This window comes from Ammoniphilus sp. CFH 90114 (assembly GCF_004123195.1).
GTDB lineage: Bacteria > Bacillota > Bacilli > Aneurinibacillales > RAOX-1 > YIM-78166.
The window spans coordinates 618,752-636,112 of record NZ_SDLI01000001.1; the positions used below are offsets into that span (position 1 = coordinate 618,752).

Here is a 17,361-nt window from a genome sequence, read left to right on the forward strand (position 1 = left end):
TCAGTATAAAACTGTAATCTAAGTGAATTTGTCCCATAGATGTCGGAATCCTTAACGTGATCGTCTCATATATATAGAGTAGGTTCAACTCTATTTATAAGGAGGCTGAAATCATGTTTTGTAAAGTCGTATGTTCAAACCAAATCGCTTTCCAGGAAATCTGTGATCATCTTACTTGCTTGAATATACTTTATTTAGCTGAAGCGCCCAAATTAGAAATTAGCATCAAGCGTGAACCGGAATTTGTAAGCAAGCTTTTACAAGACAACGGATATGATGCTCAAGTACTTGTTCTTAGGTAATTGTTACAATGAAAAAGGCCCCTGTTTGCAGAGGAGACAGGGGGGTTAAATAGGATCATTCTTTGCATCCATGATAATAATCTCTCCCACGAGGTATAGGTGTCCATCAGAGCCTAGGATAACTAGAGGTTTTTTGCATAAGCTGCATATAACTACTAATCCGTCCCTCATTTTTCGGTGGGTTATAATGATATTCTCGTCTGGGGTACATGGGCACTGAAGAACAACCATCCATTCCCTATCCGGTCCCATCGCTCTCCCCCTCGAAAACTATAATAATTAAGATATGCGGATAAGCTAAACGGCGAAATCGGCATCTATCCCTCATAACAGCCTAATTGTTGTAACAGCTCCATTTCATCAGGAGATGCAGAGCTGTTTTTTACGTTTCTTTTATGACGAAATTTGCAGGAATCTGTCCAGTAATGGAAGGTTTTTTTATTTTCGTGTGGAATAGAACTAAGCAGATGCCTTCTATGGGGGAGTGGATAAAGATGTGGGTATCAAAAGAGTGCACCAATCCTGATTGCAAGGAATTTGGCATACAACTCGTACATCATACTTCTTTACAAGTACATCCGGAATACATGTATTGCACCTCTTGTTTGATCGGCAAGATGGTAGTTCATATGAGTCATCATCGTTTAGATGCTGAAGACACTCTAGTCGAAGAGAAAGACGAGGAAGTATCAGCGATGTTTCATTTAAATAGAATTTTCAAGAAATAGGAGAGAAGAAGTATGAGCTTTTTTACCAAGTTAACGCAATTTAGAGATAATCCAGATACAACTCTTGATCAGCAGCAGAAAGAAAGCCCATTCCGTCCTTATTCTCAAACAGAAGATGATCAGAATCAATCGATCCGCGATCTATGGCAGCAAGCCGTGGATATTCATAAAGAAAAGCTGAGTGCTTCCAAGGAACTTGATGGGGAGCATAGCGAGCTCACCATGAACGATGAGGGCCCTTTAGTCGTCGAACAGCAAGCCCAGGAAAAAGTTGAGGGAAAAGTTGAAGAAGAGCAAGTTCCGGATCTGCTCCTAGTGCCGCCCATTGAAAAAGAGACGGAACCAGTAGTACCCGAGCATGTCCTGACGGAACCTGTTATAAGTAAATCTGGATCTCAAGTGGAAAAAGCGGATCTTGAAGAGAGTGTCTCGAGCTTGGCTCACGTTACTCTTGATGAATTGAACGCTCAAGTTGATCATATCCTTCAGACCGTTTATGGAGAGTACAGAAAACAGACTAAAAACTTTCTTGGAAAAGACCCTTTGTCCATTTCGTTGCAGGAACTAAAGGATACTCCACTGGGTCAAGATTTAAAACTTATAGTGGAAGTGTACATAAATCAAGGAAGAATAACACATCAGGCCTTACTTGCAGTAAATCGAGTACTAGAAACGTTATGGAAATCATTTGGAGATCAGGATTACCGAGTTCCTGAAGGATGGTATCAGTCTCCGATTGGCTATGTTTGTCGATATATCATGGCGGGGCAGTCCACCCCCATCTTCGACCCGGTTGATCTAAGTACAGCAGCATCGATGTTAGGACAAACGGAACGTTCCATTATAGAAAATTATCCGAGACTTGGCGGTGTGAAATTGGCTGGGGGTTATGTTTTCAGTAGGCATAAAATATTGGAGTATCATCATTCCAATCTAGCTAGCGTATCTCCCGTGACTTTTGAAATGTTAGAACACTATTACAGCAACTCTAAAGTCGTAATGAAAAAACTGATGAAGATTCGATCCTTTATGATTGAAGCTTATGATCAAATTCGATACCTTCGCGAACTTCTTCTGCAGCATATTGATTTTAATGAGAATCGTATGAGACAAGCAGTAAAGGAACAGACGGAAAGGCGCTTGTCAGATTTGTATCAGTCGTTTTTAGAACTTAAGAGTTATCGAATCGATGAGATTCAAATTAATAAAAATGACTTCTTAGCTTATTCCATTCCTAATGTTTTCTCCGAAATGGATCGATTAGAGGGAGGAACGATTAGCGGCGATGCCTTTATTCGCAGCTTAGAAGAAACCGTTAAGATTATGGATGAGGAAAAAGCAAAGGTAAATTCTCTTATCAACGAGATGGCTAAGAATCTAGGATATTTAAATATGGAATTAGAGCAAGGATAAGTTAAACTAGAATACTTTTCATCAATAGAGCTTTTGAGGAGGTGGTGATATGGACGTACAATGGGCGATAGAAGCTTTGAATAGGAGATTGCAACAGTTAGAGTCATTCCACTCGGATGATGAATATGTGCAAGCTACGTATATTGCAGAGCAGAAGAACATTCAATTTACACTTTCTTTTTGGAGCTTGTTACAACGGGTTCAAGAGTCTTCCTCTGATTATACGCTTTTCCTTCCCTTAGTGGACCATCACGAGCTGTTGTTTGATGCCGTGTTCTTGACACCTGGAGGGGTCTATTTATACTATTTGCTGCCGAATGATATTCACCGCTTGTCTGTTCTACCAGAGAAGATCATCTGGAGTATCCAAAAGAAGGATGATGAATGCTACCTTGGAATAGGACGCAAGACAATAAAACAAATCCAGGAAAAGATAGCCTTAGCCTCTCTTCCTGTTTATGAATTTTACGTGGTGCCTGATTCGGGAAGAAACATTCGCTATGTAATGGAAGACACGGTTATCCTCTCCTTTAATCACATTCCGCTATTATTTGAGAACTTTGTCTTTAGAGAGCATCCCATTCATCAAGAAAGCCAAACGAAACTCTTTCAGTACCTTACTGCTTCGTCGACCCCACCTTCGGTCATCCCTGCAATCGAGGCTCTGGAAGAATCCTTGCCTGTAGAGGAGAGCAAGGATGAGGAAATTAGGGTAGTTGATATTACGCAAGCAATAGAAAAGGATAGCCTTCTTCCGCCGAGGCAGAGGAGAAGGAAACAAAAAGAAGGCGGGTGGCTGTCGAGACTGATCTCAAGGGAGAAATAAACGTATTGTCAGGGTTAGAAATAGCGGAACGATGCTCCGCTATTTTTTATTTTCAGGTAAGAAAAATATGAAAACGCTTTTATTTATTTTAAAAGAGAAATAACGGTAATAACTTCTCCTTTTTCATTAAAGAAATTTTCCCGTTATAAGGATGTTCAGCCCACTTATCAGATACTGCTTACCCCAAAGAGGGTGGTGGAGTGTCCTTCTTTATCCCATATCTTTTTATATCGAGGCATAGTTTGGCCATCAACGTCAACTTCACTTTGAAACATCTCAAGGGGTCTGACGAACATCATCTCGCCGTCACTTTTATAAATAACCATTTCTTCAGTCGTTTCTGCATGAATGGCCCTGCCAATGATCATGTAGAGGTTTCCCTTATAACTTTGGTAAACATCTCCTGCTTCCGGTTTCTCTACTGTCTCCTTCATATTTAAGAGCCCCCCTACCACCATGAATATTTCTATATGACAAGATTATATACTCTTACCCTTTAATGCACAACAATGGGGATCTTGCATCCACCTTCAATAGGATGAAAAAAGTGGATGGGAAAAAGGAAATTGGAGAGAATATCCTCATGTACGAATCAATTAGGAGGAAGAGATATGACAACGTGGAAAAAGTTTTCAAGGGTAGGTCTGGCCCTTTCTTTAACGTTTTCTTTAGTGGCATGTGGGGGTGGACAAGCCACACCGACACCTGGTGAAACACCGGCTGCTGATCAGCCAGCAGGAGATAAGGTGAAACTTGTCTTTGCTCGGGGGAAAGATGTTACAGGTGCTTCTGATCGGATTATTGAAGCGTTTGAAGCGAAGTTTCCAAACATTGACGTTGAGTTAAGAGAGATGCCAGCAGATACGGGGCAAAGTCATGACCAATATGTAACGATGTTTAGTGCTCAGTCTTCGGAGATTGATGTCTTTGATTTGGATGTAATATGGCCTGCAGAATTCGCTCAGGCAGGATATCTCCTTCCTCTAGATCGCTTTATTGAGGAAGACGCCATCAATATGGATGATTATATTAAAGGGGCAGTTGACGCTGGTAGCTTCGAAGGGAAGCAGTGGACTATGCCTAAGTTTATTGATACGGGCCTCTTGTTTTATCGCAAGGATTTGGTCCCTGAGCCGCCAAAAACCTGGGATGAATTGATTGCAAAAGCTAAAGAAATTAAGGGACAGCAAGGAACCCAATTCGGCTATCTTATGCAAGCAAAGCAGTATGAGGGATTGGTGTGTAACTTTATCGAGTTCATTGGTTCTTATGGCGGTCGAGTCATTGATGCCCAAGGGAATGTCGTTGTAAACAGCCCTGAAACAATTAAGGGCTTGGAAAAGATGATCGAGATCGTGAAATCAGACTTTGTCCCTGGCAATATTACCACCTTTACGGAATTAGAGTCCCATACAGCGTTTATTGAGGGGCAATCTCCCTTCATCCGAAACTGGCCTTATCAATTTGCATTAGCCCAAGACCCTGCTCAATCCAAGATTGTAGATCAGGTCGGTGTAGCTCCACTTCCGGCTGGGGATCAAGGGTCTGCAGCAACTTTAGGCGGATGGATGTCAGGTATAAATAAATTCTCAAAGAATCCAAGAGAAGCCTGGGAGTTTTTAAAATTTATGAATGGGTCGGAAGGACAGAAGATCACTGCTATTCAAGGAGGTTCAGCTCCAACCTATCTACCGCTGTATGATGATGCAGAGGTACAGGCAGCCAGTCCATTGTTTGCGAATAGAGATTTTGTAGATGGGATTAGTGCAGCTGTCCCTCGTCCTACAAGTCCGATCTATCCAAAGATATCAGAAATTATCCAAATTGAAGTTTCAAAAGCGGTTGCTGGTCAGCAGACGGCTGAGCAAGCAGTAAGCAATATGGAAGCGAAAATGAAAGAAGCTACGGGAAAATAGATTGAATCTCCAGGTGGGAAGGAATGTCTCATTCTGACACCTGGAGAGCATTTTTTTAAGATTAATCCGGCTAAAGTAGGTGACTCCATGAAATTAGACTTATCTGAGAAACATATAGGATACTTGCTCGTCTTACCGGCTTTATTAATTATTATTGTAATAGCCATATGGCCCGTTGTGCGCTCCTTTTGGATAAGTCTTTATGATATCCGTCTGAATGATCCAACCAAAACAGAAATTCACTCTACTTACGGTATAGACCTGGAGCGTTACGTAGGAACAATGCCAACTTTGTTAAGAGCAATAGATCGAGAGATGAAGCAAGCAGAACCGGAAGGGGCAACAAGATTAGAATCTATTCGGGAAAATTTAGCCAATTTAGATCAGGTGATTCGAACACAGGAGCAAGTTGCTAATCGATATGAAGAAGTGGATCAGTTATTATACGATTTTCGTCCTGTGCCTCAAGATTTAAAATATGCCTCCATTGATCTTGCGGTAACAGAAGAAATCAAAGCTTCACTAAAACAAATGGAAGCCGAACTAGTACAGGTTGGATCAGAAAATATATTAAGAAAGCCTAATGATGTAATAGGATTAACGAGAGGTCTTCAGGCGGCAGTTATCTCCCCGAACTACGTAGGTTTTACCTATTATCGGCAATTCCTTACTGATCAGCGGACTTGGACGTCTTTGACGAATACTTTATTTTTTACCCTCATATCCGTGTTCTTTGAATTGATTTTAGGTTTGTGGATTGCGTTATTAATAAATAAGTCCTTTAAAGGTAGAGGATTAGTTCGTGCTGCTGTCCTCATTCCTTGGGCGATCCCTACTGTTATTTCAGCTTTAATGTGGAAATTCCTTTACGACGGACAAAACGGGGTGGTTGCTAAGTTTTTTGAAGCGATTGGTTTAATTCCTGACATGTCTGTTTTGCTTACGACAAAACTAGGAGCCTTATTCTCCGTCATTTTTGCAGATGTGTGGAAAACGACTCCCTTCATGGCTTTGTTAATATTCGCTGGACTGCAGACCATTCCTGATTCACTTTATGAAGCAGCTTCCTTAGATGGGGCGAATAAGAGGCAGCAATTTTTTACCATCACTTTACCCATGCTTAAATCGGCTATTCTTGTAGCTTTACTGTTCCGTACCTTAGATGCTTTCCGGGTGTTTGATCTTATCTACGTGTTAACAGGGGGAGGACCTGCTAATTCTACAGAAACGATTTCTATCTACGCCTATAAAACGATGTTTGCCCAGATGAACTTCGGAGCAGGTTCGGCTCTTTCCGTGCTTGTATTTCTTTGTGTAGCGGTAATAAGTATAGGATTTATCAAAATATTAGGTGCTGATATTCTAGCAGATGGAAGAAAATAGATCCGGATTGGAGTGACATCATGCAAAGGCAGGCTGGACCTACCTTCTATATTTTTCTTGTGGGATTCCTATTTGTGATTATGTTTCCGTTTCTTTGGCTGCTCATTGCATCACTTAAGCCACCGGCTGAGCTATTCGGTGCCAATGCGTTCAATCCTATTATTCAAAATCCCACCTTTGATAATTATATACGTGTGTTTACGCAAAGACCGTTCGGGAGCTACTTATGGAACAGCTTTGCCGTGGCAACACTGACGACAGCATATAGCATTTTAGTTGCTTCTATCGCGGCTTATGCTATAGCCTGGCTTGATTTTAGAGGGAAGGCGATTATATTAGGCATCGTTCTTGCTGTATCTATGTTTCCACAGATTGCAACAATCTCCCCGATCTTCTTATTTATGCAATCCGTGGGACTTACGAATAGTTGGCATGGGCTCATCATTCCTTACACGACTTTTGCTTTACCCTTAGCCATATGGAATCTAACCGTGTTCTTTAAGAAAATTCCTTATGATCTTGCAGAAGCGGCTAAAGTGGACGGAGCGACAATTATGCAAACCTTATTTAAAGTGTTCTTTCCAATTGCACTTCCTGGGGTATTTACCACAGCTATCCTTGTATTCATTGCAGCGTGGAACGAGTTTCTATTTGCATTAACGATTAACACAGAAGAAAGTATGAAAACCGTTCCCGTTGGGATAGCAATGTTTCAGGGGCAGTTTACCATGCCTTGGGGAGAGATTTCTGCTGCCTCCATTGTTGTGACCATTCCTCTTATTATCATGGTGCTGGTGTTCCAAAAACGAATTATATCTGGTCTAACATCAGGTGCTGTCAAAGAATAGGAAAAGGATTGTCGCTAAAAAATTATCAATTGTATTAACATAGATTATGTAGTATAAATATACATTATAGTACTTTATTAGATTTACGCCGTGTGAGGGGAGAATTATTTGATGTCTACGTTTCGCGTCATTGAGGGGAATATTGCAAAACCAAAGGGGTTTAAAGCAACAGGTATTTACAGCGGTATAAAGAAAGTAGAGAAACACGACTTAGGAATCTTAATCAGTGAGGTCCCAGCGTATGCAGCTGGAGCATATACAACGAATCTATTTCAAGCAGCCCCACTAGTGGTAACGAAAGAAAGTATTGGGCAGCAAGGAAAACTACAGGCTATCATTGTCAACAGTGGTAATGCTAATGCATGTACGGGGGAAAGAGGGTTAGACGATGCCCGCAGTATGCAGCAAGCTGTTGCTAATGCCTTCTCCATTGCTCCTGAGCATGTAGGTGTAGCTTCTACGGGTGTTATTGGTGAGTATTTGCCTATGTCTAAAGTAATTCAAGGGATAGAAAATTTGCCTGCAAGCCTATCAAGCGAGAGTGGTCCATTCTTTTCTCAAGCCATCCTTACTACAGACTTGGTAGAGAAGACGGTTTGTGTTGAATTGGAGATCGGCGGAACCCTTGTCACGATGGCAGGAACGGCAAAAGGATCCGGAATGATTCATCCTAATATGGCAACGATGTTAGCTTTTATTGCTACGGACGCTAAGGTAGATCAAGCCTTTTTACAGGCCTCGTTGAAGAAAGCCACAGATGAAACCTTTAATATGATTACAGTGGATGGCGATACTAGCACCAATGATATGGTTCTAGTAATGGCCAATGGATTGAGCGGGAATGAAGAACTAAGCGAAACTCATCCTGAAGCAGAGGACTTCTATCAGGCTCTCTGTTACTGTATGAGGGAACTAGCGAAGAAGATTGCCCGAGACGGAGAAGGGGCGACGAAGCTACTGGAGGTTGAAGTGAAAGGTGGACCATCTAAAGCAACAGCTAGTCAAGTAGCTAAGACGGTTATCAGTTCTAACCTTGTAAAGACAGCAATCTACGGTGCTGATGCCAACTGGGGACGGATTCTCTGTGCCGTTGGATACAGTGGGGCGGACATTTCGCCAGATAAGATTGATGTTTTTCTTGGCGATATCCAAGTAGTTGAGTCTAGTTTCCCTATACCATTTAGCGAGGAAGACGCGAGGGAGTACTTACTTCAGGAGAATGTAAAGGTCGTCGTAGATCTACATATGGGGTCAGAGAAAGCAACAGCATGGGGCTGCGATTTAACTTACGATTATATCCGAATTAATGCAAGCTATAGATCATAAATAATCAGGAAAGGTCTCTTAAGCGAAGTGTTCGTTTGAGGGACCTTTCTTTTATTCGGGTAGTTTGGAGGTTAACATTGTTTTCTTGTAGAATATAGTAATAAAGAAGAAAATCCACGGGGGTGCGGCATGACTCGTTGGCGGTTAATTGCCTTAGACATGGACGGAACGCTATTGGGTAAGGATGGTACCATCTCCAAGGAGAATAAGAAATGGATTCAGTATGCTCGAGAGTCAGGAACGGAGGTTACGATTGCCACCGGTCGACCAACCCGCATGATACGCTTCTATCTAGAATCTTTAAACCTTCAAGCTCCATTTGTGGTTGCGAATGGCAGTGAAGTTTGGACCGTTGGCGGAACGTTGTTAGAGCGCCACACGTTAAGTCACAAACATGTTTCCTTTTTATACAGCCTAGCGATCAAGTACGGAACACACTTTTGGTCTTCTGTTGTAGATGAAGTATTTAAACCGGGGACCTTCCCTAAGGAAATAGAAAAATACGAATGGCTTAAATTTGGATTCAAGAATGAAGATCCAGAGCTTATGGCATATTTGTGGAACCGGTTAGAAGAGTATGGAGGCTTAGAAATTTCGAGCTCTGATCCGTCAAATATTGAGGTTAACCCTAAAGGGATTTCGAAGGCAACAGGTTTACAACGAGTCTGTGATCACTTAGGGATATCATCAGAAGAAGTCGTAGCCATAGGGGATGGGCTCAATGACGTAGCGATGTTTCGCTGGGCCGGATTAAGTATCGCAATGGCGAACGCACCAACAGAGGTTCAAGCTGTCGCAGATCGAATCACCGCTCATCATTCGGAGGATGGAGTAGCACAAGCGATCCAGACGTTAATAAATTAGAACCCTCCCCCCATAAAGGAAGTCAGGTATCCGAATGATATAAATGTAACCAGATCCCACCACATGTGAGATCCTTATACCTTAATTTATACAGGGTGACTCAAAAGTTGACTTAAGCTCGGCTTTGAGGAAGCCCTCTTTTTTTGGGAAAGCATTAGGTAATACTAATTAAGAAGAAGACTAGGGTATAATAGACACTTCAGTCTTATTGTTAATCGTTTGACTTGGGAGTGATATGATTTTGGATACGATTCGTGATCGGTTGTCACATACAGTTAAAGAACTATTAGATCAGATAGATAGTCAGAATCCTTCGGATCATGACTATTTAATAGGGGCAGGTGGCTATGTTCCGCCGGATGCCGATCTGTTAGAGGATGCGGTGACTGCCCTTGCCATGGGAAAAAATATTCTCTTAAAAGGACCGACTGGTGCAGGTAAAACAAAATTTGCAGAGACCTTGTCTTATCTTTTTAAAAAGCCTTTGCATATGGTCAATTGTTCAGTTGATTTAGATGCAGAAAGCTTAGTAGGTGGGAGGTATATTGATTATAAAGAGAACCGGCAAGTGATTGAATTTTCTCCAGGTCCTGTGATAAAGGCTATGGAGCACGGTCATTTCTTATATATTGATGAAGTAAATATGGCAAAGCCTGAGACCCTTCCCCTCATTAATGGCGTGTTGGATTACCGCAGGATGATTACTAATCCGTATACGGGCGATGTAGTAAAAGCGAAGAGCGGATTCGGAGTTATTGCCGCGATCAATGAGGGTTACATTGGAACCGTACCACTGAACGAGGCACTCATGAACCGTTTTATCGTAATTGATGTTCCTTATCTTAGAGGTGAGGAGTTAAGAACTCTCATTCGTACAAACAGCTTGCTTAAAGATGAGTCCATTATTCGTTTATATGTTCAATTATCGGAGGATTTAATCCTTGCGGCTAGTCAAGGGAAGGTATCAGAAGAAGCAGCTTCCATTCGAGCCCTTTTAGACGCTTGTGATTTGAGTACAGTTATTCCACCACTTCGTGCAGTAAAGAGAGCCATTGCCGACAAGATGGAAGAGGAAAAAGAAAGAGAGTTTATTCAGAACCTTGCCGAAACCTTGTTTTAAACAAAGGGTGACGAAAAAATGAAATATATTGTTTTTAATAATAAAAAAGTAGATACAGGGTTGTTTATGCAGCTGCAGGATTTGGCCGGTGTGCTGACAGGATTTCCAGAATTAAAGTTTAAATTTGATTACGGCCATTATCTTGATTTAGAAAATAAAGTGATGACAGCAAGCCACTTCTGGGATAACCTTCTGCCGTTGGAGAGAGAAGCGGGGTATAAAACAGATATTTATCTCCGAGCAATAGGGACTGTAAAATATACAGATGCAAGAGAAGTGTATCGATATGTAAGACAAATAGAAGAGTACCGGTTAAATAAATTTGCCATTCAGGTATTTACGCTTTTAGAAGATATGCGCCTAGAAGAAATCTGTAAAAAGAAAAGACCCGGTACCTCAAAATGGTTTCAGATTCGTAAGAAAGAATACCAGAAGTACTTTGAAAGTCAATTAACGGTAAACCTTAGTCGTGGATACCACTTAGATGCGATGTTTTGCCTTATTTATCTAACTCTTCAGGCCGATTCGCCGGATCCATATTTTGCAGATATAAGCAACCGACAGCAGATGGAGCTGGAGGGCATTAAGCCTACCCTATATGAATCCTTTGAATCAAGAAGGACTCAGGAGGTGTCCCGAATTGCTGAACGCATTGTTGCAAGTTTATCTGATCTGACCAACAAGGATAGTTTGAATGAGTATTTTATTCTCCCTTTCCTTCAATCTCAGCTTAAAGAGGAAGGCATCTCCTTTGATGACTTGAAGCGCCAGAGTAAGCTGAAAAACAATAATCAAGATGATCATCACAGAGATTCAGAAGAAGCGAAGCAGGAGAAAATGCCAAAATGGCATGGAGAAACTAAGGAAGGCGAGCAGTCTCGAGCTTTTTTACAGTTTGATTTGGAAAGTGGAACTCAAACGGAAATGCTAGGAAATGCGATAAGAGGGACGGAAGATGGAGACCAAGCGATGGGGACAGTCCAAGGGAAAACAAGAGCTAGCGACAAGAAAAACTATAACCAGATGGAGGCGGAATTAAATAAGATAGATAATCCTGCAATGGGGGGAAGGGCCTCTTACGGGGAAGAGAATAGAGATGCTGTGCTTATCTTGAAAGAGGCCACAACACCGAGTATAGACGATGAACAATTGTATCAAGCGTATCTCTTCGATGTTGAGACGTATATTCGAAAGTTATCGAAGACCATTGAAAATACACTTGAGCATAAGCGAAGTCAACCAAGACAAGGATTAGCTTATGGGCGTTTATCCAAAAACCTCCTTCCTATCGTTCTAGATGATTTTCCTAAGGTCTTCTATAAAAAAGACCATCAGTCAAAAGAAATCGATGCCGTCTTTACCTTATTAGTCGATTGTTCTGCCTCCATGCATAACAAGATGGAAGAAACGAAACGGGGTATTACCTTATTCCATGAAGTATTAAAGAAGTTGAATATTCCTCATACCATTGCAGGATTCTGGGAAGACGCCAACCGAGTTAAGGAAGGATATCAGCCGAATTATTATCATTTGATTAAAGATTTTCACCAATCCATTTATAATAGAAGCGGAGCAGAAATCATGCAACTAGAACCTCAAGAGGATAATCGAGACGGTTTTAGTATCCGAGTGGCTGCACAGGAATTGAAAAGAAGGAGAGAGAAAAATAAATTCTTGCTTATCTTTTCAGACGGAGAACCTGCTGCTGCCAAGTACGACCAAAACGGAATCATCGATACAAAAGAAGCCGTGATACAAACCCGTAGGCAAGGCATAGAAGTTCTAGGCATGTTTTTATCTAACGGAGAGATTTCTGAAGAAGAAGAGAAAACTATGCAAAATATTTATGATAAAGAATATATCATGGTGCCAACAGTTGAGGAATTACCTGAACAATTTGCCCCCATCTTAAAAAAATTACTTCTAAAGAGTATCTAAAAGATAAGGTACCGGCGTATCGACAATCCTTACGATTGGACTATAATAGAAAAGAAAGAGCAAGGGAGGGACTTATTCGTCACGATGCGTCGTAAACGCTTCTCAAACATGGATGAAACACCAAATAAACGGACATGGGATCACTTTGTTCGGTGGCAAAAATCCAGAAGATCGGTAAGTAAGGATTATTCCTTTGTCATTCCTAATGAGCCACAGCCGAATATTGATTATTTACAAGCCAATCGAACAGATAATACGATGGTATGGATTGGTCATGCCACTTTTTTGGTTCAGATGGGTGGAATGAATATCGTAACAGACCCTGTTTGGGCGAACCGTATGGCGATGGCCGGACGGCTTACTCCGCCGGGGATAGGATTATCGGAGATGCCAGAGATTGATCTTGTTCTAATCTCCCACAGCCATTATGATCATCTTCACTTTAAGTCTATTCGAGGATTGCGAGGGAACCCTTCCTTCTTAGTTCCAGAGGGGCTCGGGGTGAAATTCTTATATAAAGGATTCAATCGAGTAGAAGAGTTTACCTGGTGGGATACAAAGAAAATAAATAATATTGAGATCTCGTTTGTTCCTGCTCAGCATTGGTCTAAACGGACCCCTTGGGATACGAATGCGTCTCATTGGGGCGGATGGGTAATAAAGGACTTAAGCAAGAAAGAAACGATTTATTTTGCAGGGGATAGTGGATATTTTCCTGGCTTTAGAGAAATTGGGAAGCGATTTGATGTGGATTTCTGTTTGATGCCAATTGGAGCCTATGAGCCGGAATGGTTTATGGGGATGCAGCATGTATCTCCTGAAGAAGCTGTTCAAGCTTTTCTTGATCTGAAGGGAACGACCTTCATCCCCATGCATTACAGCACATTTCGTTTGGCGGACGATACGCCTTGGGAAGCCATGGTCCGTTTGCAGACGGAATGGAAACGCAGAGGACTAGAAAAGAATCAATTAGCGATTCTTAAACTTGGAGAGATATTAAAGATAAGCAGCGCCTGAGCAAGGAGAGGAGTGTTCTAGCCCCTATGAAGAATGATTATGAGATATGTGGGACAGGTACGATCATCTTTGTTCGATACAAGGTATATTACCTGCAAGTTTGGATTGATACGAACGACTTAGAGAAGGTCCAATCCTTTCCAGGTACCTGGTTCGCAGGTTTTGATGATTCTGGAAGGCGATACTATATCCATGGAAAAGACCGACGAGGCGGAGTCAACAAGACCATCTTACTCCATCGTTTTATTATGGATTGTCCAGAAGGAATGGTTGTTGACCATATTGATCGGAACTCTCTTAATAATAAAAGGGAGAATTTAAGAATTGTTTCTCCCGGTGAAAACATGCAAAATAGAAAAATACACAGAAATAATACAAGTGGAGTTAGAGGGGTTTCTTGGTATAAGAAAACCGGACAATGGCGGGTACAGATTTCTTTAAACGGAAAGATGAAGAATCTAGGCTTGTTCGATCACTTTGACGATGCCGTTTCCATCGCCAAGGCTGCTTATGAAGATCACATGCCCTATTATGAAGACAGTGACGAAGAAAAATACGAGAAGAGTCCTACTCTTTTTGACTATACGTATAAATAACCCAGAGGGGATTCCTCTGGGTTACTTGTATTCTCGAGTTTTCGAGAAATATTCTTTAATGGTGTTGATCTGCTCTTCTGTAAGAGATTGGAGGCTTCCCTCCTCTATACGAGTAAATATAGCTGTACCATACACCCAGTCATGTGAACCATCAGTTTCAATGGTAAAGTTGTGTGGCTTCAAGCCACGTACTTCTTCATTGACAAGAATGCTAATTCCTTCTAGTTGGTCATCGAAGGCGACTTCGAACTCGCCCTCCAGCTTTTCTTCTAATTCTTCAATCGCGTTGATATGATAAATGGTCGGCGGCTGCTCCGGTTGTTTTAAGACAATTGTAATCATCTCTCATCCCCCTCTTTTAGTCATTTTTATTGTACATAAGAAAAAGGGTGAAAGCGAGAGGGGAAGTGAAATTAACGGATCTGTAAATAGATGCTTAACTGTTCCTTCATTTCATTTGATTCCGCCATGTTAGTCGGCATGATTCGGTAATGATCGCCAGTTAAATCAGCCGTAAATTCTCCAAAACCGTTTTGTTTTAGAAAATGATCAATGTCTTGTAGGGTATCATTTTGTGTAAGGAGTATTTTTTTTCCTACATAATCTTCATTGACGTAGACGTCATATTCATCATGAACTTGCTTGAGTTGATGATTGTCATCTAGATCCAGGCCTACAGACATAAGGTATTGACTTACAAAGGTATTATCTGTCACAAGGATTCTCCCTTTCCCAATAAAGTATCGTTATTATCTCCTGGGAGGGGGAGAATATGAAATGAAAAATGGACAAGTCCAATTTAAGACTTGTCCGCTAAAGCATCTCGAACGACCATTCTTTTTCTGCAAGCTGTTCTACAAACAACTTCTTGCTTAATTTGGGTAAAGGGACAGTCCATGCTCGAGCTGAACGAATATATTTAGGCTCACTCTGCGTAAGTTCCTTTAAATGGGCAAGGACGTCTTTATAAGGGCCATCCTCATAGTAATAAAGCAAATTATCACTTTTTGACATGCGAAATTGACCTACATAACGTGTCATTTTAATCACCTCACCTCAATTATTCTGCCCATAATTGGAAATTTAAGAAGGTAGGTGAGTATTTTTGGATTGTTCTTTTTCTTGAAGCCATCTTTTTATCGAATCTGATGGGAAAATTATATATTTTATGACAAGAGCTGCTGGGAGGATGTATCCAATTAAGGCTTGGATAACAGCAATTGCTTTAGACCATCCCATAGGGGTAACATCACCATAACCTACTGAAAGCAGAGTAATGGCGCTGAAGTAAAATGAACGGGTGAAACGATCCAACCATGGTTCTTGGTGAGTGGAAGAAGCATAGTGATCTACAATGGGACCAATCTGGGTAATATCCATTGTTGTATAAATGAGGGCAAAGCTTAAAATTATATTAAGGTAGAAAAGAAAGAGAGAAATAATCTGATATAGAAGGACCCTACTCCGATGCATATTAGAAAGCTCCTTTCACCATGCGGAAGAAAAGCATTACTACATTCTATGTGTTGGGTGGCTTCAGAATGAAAAAAAAGACAAGAATGAGGGAGAGGGACCTCAAGTCTTGTCTTTTTTGGTTTATTTTTCAAAAGCTAAAAGCTCAAGCTCATCGCCTTCTTGAAACCCTAGTGCAGGCAGACCTGTTTCGGGTGGAAGAGAGGCAAGTTTCCCGTGAGAATCGCGTGCAAGAAGAAGGAAGGTGTCCAGCTGTTCCTCTCCTACTTTCATGGCCACAAGATAAAAGCGATGATCAGAGAACTTCAACATCCCTGTTCTCCAAGTCTTGCCAAGTGATTGGATATAATGGCGGATGGACAGAGAGGCTGCCGAATTCAGGATTCTTTGAATTTCTTCTTCCGTCCCACCGAGGATTTGCAATTCACCTCTAAGGAATGACTCCTTCATAGTCTTACCTTGTTCTTCGAGTTCACGTTCTTTTGCTATGGTACAAGATGGGCAAATAGAATGAATCCCTTGAGATTCGTAAAAACCTGCAAGATGAGCAAGGGTAGTTAGTTCAAGAGGAAAGGATAGCCTCACCTGTCTACATTGCCCGCAAGGCTGGATAAACTGATTCAGTACCATCTGTGCCCAAGATAACAGCTGGTTCTCAAGTGGAACGGAGGGGTTTCGGTGGTGGTTTAGCACTTCTTCACTTAGGTCTTCTTCAATAAGGAGTTGCCCATCTTCATAGACTTGTACTGTATTACCTTCAAAAGCAACCTGATAAGTTAAACCATTCTGTTCAAGAGGATACGTTGTTTTTCCTGGTATTTCCCAGCGTAGTGCTTCCATGAGCTTCCCCCAATATTTATGGATTGAAACAGTAGCTTTATCTTATGATGACAAACCCTGTCTTAAGAGTCAAGCTGTTCAACTTTAAGCCTTCTTATGGCGAAATTGTGAAATATTAAGCCTTTAGGAGGAGATATGCGATTATTGTCGAAATATGTAGAGTCTGATAGGTGAAAGGAGCGTTTTTATGGCAGTTAATACAATTGAAGGGGCTCATACTTGTCTCATATGCAAAGGGAAGTTTACCTGGTCTGCAGCTATTTCGAAGGAACCAAATCAAGAAGGTCAAGTTGAAGTAGTTATAGCAAGTACATTCTTTACAGTGGATCAGGGGAGGAAAGCAGACCTTGAGATCTATGCCAAGTGTCCTTCTTGCCATACTAAATATAAATTCGAGTCATCTTGTCCATTAGAGATGATTAAATAAATAGAGTTGGGAGCGCAGGTTTTGCTGCAGCTCCCAATTTTTTTGAAGCGAAAGAAGAGTAAAAAAGCCGGTGCTCCTATGTACGTAGGGGACCCGGCTTCTTATTTTAAGGTGTTATGGAAGCTTCGCATGAGAAATGGAAGAGCGACAATGAGACAGGACAGCAAGCCGATTTCAAGTAACTCGATATTCATGGTTACCACCTTCAATTAATAATAATTATCATTTTTATTTTATCTTATTATAATGGGCTTTAACCTTTCTGTCAATTTCTAGTTTACAAACAGCTGAGGTCTAGCATATAATGGTAATATAAAGTTTCCTTTAGGCAACAATATTAGACA

General features: G+C 41.2%; 21 protein-coding genes. 14 read left to right on the plus strand and 7 right to left on the minus strand.

What is annotated here, in order from left to right; translation table 11 throughout:
* The first annotated feature begins 113 nt into the window (after positions 1-113).
* Positions 114-302, plus strand: a complete 189-nt coding sequence (locus tag EIZ39_RS03235; protein ID WP_129197358.1) for a hypothetical protein — start codon at positions 114-116, stop codon at positions 300-302.
* Positions 303-347: 45 nt separating this feature from the next.
* Here EIZ39_RS03235 and EIZ39_RS03240 read toward each other — a convergent pair whose 3' ends face one another.
* Positions 348-554 (minus strand): hypothetical protein, encoded by a 207-nt coding sequence (locus EIZ39_RS03240; RefSeq protein ID WP_129197359.1) that lies wholly within the window; start codon positions 552-554, stop codon positions 348-350.
* A 242-nt stretch (positions 555-796) separates the two neighbouring features.
* Here EIZ39_RS03240 and EIZ39_RS03245 point away from each other — a divergent pair, with 242 nt between their 5' ends.
* From EIZ39_RS03245 to EIZ39_RS03255, 3 genes are read left to right on the plus strand one after another with little or no spacing between them, the layout of a single operon-like run.
* The gene (locus EIZ39_RS03245; protein WP_164984870.1) at positions 797-1,030 is read left to right on the plus strand and encodes a hypothetical protein; all 234 of its coding nucleotides are present in this window, start codon (positions 797-799) and stop codon (positions 1,028-1,030) included.
* A 12-nt stretch (positions 1,031-1,042) separates the two neighbouring features.
* Positions 1,043-2,443, plus strand: coding sequence for a hypothetical protein (locus EIZ39_RS03250; protein ID WP_129197363.1), 1,401 nt, complete (start codon positions 1,043-1,045; stop codon positions 2,441-2,443).
* A 49-nt stretch (positions 2,444-2,492) separates the two neighbouring features.
* The gene (locus EIZ39_RS03255; RefSeq protein WP_129197365.1) at positions 2,493-3,269 is read left to right on the plus strand and encodes a hypothetical protein; all 777 of its coding nucleotides are present in this window, start codon (positions 2,493-2,495) and stop codon (positions 3,267-3,269) included.
* Positions 3,270-3,436: 167 nt separating this feature from the next.
* Here the strand turns inward: EIZ39_RS03255 and EIZ39_RS03260 are convergent, their stop codons facing one another.
* The gene (locus EIZ39_RS03260; RefSeq protein ID WP_129197367.1) at positions 3,437-3,703 is read right to left on the minus strand and encodes a DUF1653 domain-containing protein; all 267 of its coding nucleotides are present in this window, start codon (positions 3,701-3,703) and stop codon (positions 3,437-3,439) included.
* A gap of 177 nt (positions 3,704-3,880) precedes the next feature.
* On the opposite strand from EIZ39_RS03260, the gene EIZ39_RS03265 reads away from it, so the two are divergent.
* The 9 genes from EIZ39_RS03265 to EIZ39_RS03305 all read left to right on the plus strand — a co-directional run bounded on the left by EIZ39_RS03265 (position 3,881) and on the right by EIZ39_RS03305 (position 14,277).
* Positions 3,881-5,185: an ABC transporter substrate-binding protein gene (locus tag EIZ39_RS03265; RefSeq protein ID WP_129197369.1), complete on the plus strand. Its 1,305-nt coding sequence runs from the start codon at positions 3,881-3,883 to the stop codon at positions 5,183-5,185.
* An 87-nt stretch (positions 5,186-5,272) separates the two neighbouring features.
* Complete coding sequence (locus EIZ39_RS03270; RefSeq protein WP_129197371.1) at positions 5,273-6,568, plus strand: carbohydrate ABC transporter permease; 1,296 nt, start codon at positions 5,273-5,275, stop codon at positions 6,566-6,568.
* 20 nt (positions 6,569-6,588) lie between these two features.
* On the plus strand, positions 6,589-7,416 hold the full coding sequence (locus tag EIZ39_RS03275; protein ID WP_129197373.1) for a carbohydrate ABC transporter permease: 828 nt from the start codon (positions 6,589-6,591) through the stop codon (positions 7,414-7,416).
* A gap of 111 nt (positions 7,417-7,527) precedes the next feature.
* Complete coding sequence (gene argJ / locus EIZ39_RS03280; protein WP_129197375.1) at positions 7,528-8,742, plus strand: bifunctional ornithine acetyltransferase/N-acetylglutamate synthase; 1,215 nt, start codon at positions 7,528-7,530, stop codon at positions 8,740-8,742.
* A gap of 129 nt (positions 8,743-8,871) precedes the next feature.
* Positions 8,872-9,606: a Cof-type HAD-IIB family hydrolase gene (locus tag EIZ39_RS03285; RefSeq protein WP_129197377.1), complete on the plus strand. Its 735-nt coding sequence runs from the start codon at positions 8,872-8,874 to the stop codon at positions 9,604-9,606.
* A 241-nt stretch (positions 9,607-9,847) separates the two neighbouring features.
* On the plus strand, positions 9,848-10,726 hold the full coding sequence (locus EIZ39_RS03290; protein ID WP_483296008.1) for an ATP-binding protein: 879 nt from the start codon (positions 9,848-9,850) through the stop codon (positions 10,724-10,726).
* Positions 10,727-10,744: 18 nt separating this feature from the next.
* On the plus strand, positions 10,745-12,664 hold the full coding sequence (locus tag EIZ39_RS03295) for a vWA domain-containing protein (RefSeq protein WP_129197381.1): 1,920 nt from the start codon (positions 10,745-10,747) through the stop codon (positions 12,662-12,664).
* Positions 12,665-12,748: 84 nt separating this feature from the next.
* A complete protein-coding gene (locus EIZ39_RS03300; RefSeq protein ID WP_129197383.1) occupies positions 12,749-13,681 on the plus strand; it encodes an MBL fold metallo-hydrolase in 933 nt (310 codons plus the stop codon).
* Between the two features lie 26 nt (positions 13,682-13,707).
* On the plus strand, positions 13,708-14,277 hold the full coding sequence (locus EIZ39_RS03305; RefSeq protein WP_129197385.1) for an HNH endonuclease: 570 nt from the start codon (positions 13,708-13,710) through the stop codon (positions 14,275-14,277).
* Positions 14,278-14,298: 21 nt separating this feature from the next.
* Here the strand turns inward: EIZ39_RS03305 and EIZ39_RS03310 are convergent, their stop codons facing one another.
* From EIZ39_RS03310 to EIZ39_RS03330, 5 genes are all read right to left on the minus strand, one after another.
* Positions 14,299-14,619, minus strand: a complete 321-nt coding sequence (locus tag EIZ39_RS03310) for a DUF3846 domain-containing protein (protein ID WP_129197387.1) — start codon at positions 14,617-14,619, stop codon at positions 14,299-14,301.
* Between the two features lie 71 nt (positions 14,620-14,690).
* Positions 14,691-14,993, minus strand: a complete 303-nt coding sequence (locus EIZ39_RS03315) for a hypothetical protein (protein ID WP_129197389.1) — start codon at positions 14,991-14,993, stop codon at positions 14,691-14,693.
* A gap of 97 nt (positions 14,994-15,090) precedes the next feature.
* Complete coding sequence (locus tag EIZ39_RS03320; protein ID WP_129197391.1) at positions 15,091-15,318, minus strand: hypothetical protein; 228 nt, start codon at positions 15,316-15,318, stop codon at positions 15,091-15,093.
* 42 nt (positions 15,319-15,360) lie between these two features.
* On the minus strand, positions 15,361-15,750 hold the full coding sequence (locus EIZ39_RS03325; RefSeq protein WP_129197393.1) for a potassium channel family protein: 390 nt from the start codon (positions 15,748-15,750) through the stop codon (positions 15,361-15,363).
* Between the two features lie 123 nt (positions 15,751-15,873).
* Positions 15,874-16,590, minus strand: a complete 717-nt coding sequence (locus EIZ39_RS03330; protein ID WP_129197395.1) for a hypothetical protein — start codon at positions 16,588-16,590, stop codon at positions 15,874-15,876.
* A gap of 187 nt (positions 16,591-16,777) precedes the next feature.
* Here EIZ39_RS03330 and EIZ39_RS03335 point away from each other — a divergent pair, with 187 nt between their 5' ends.
* Positions 16,778-17,017, plus strand: a complete 240-nt coding sequence (locus tag EIZ39_RS03335; RefSeq protein WP_129197397.1) for a hypothetical protein — start codon at positions 16,778-16,780, stop codon at positions 17,015-17,017.
* Positions 17,018-17,361: the final 344 nt, after the last annotated feature.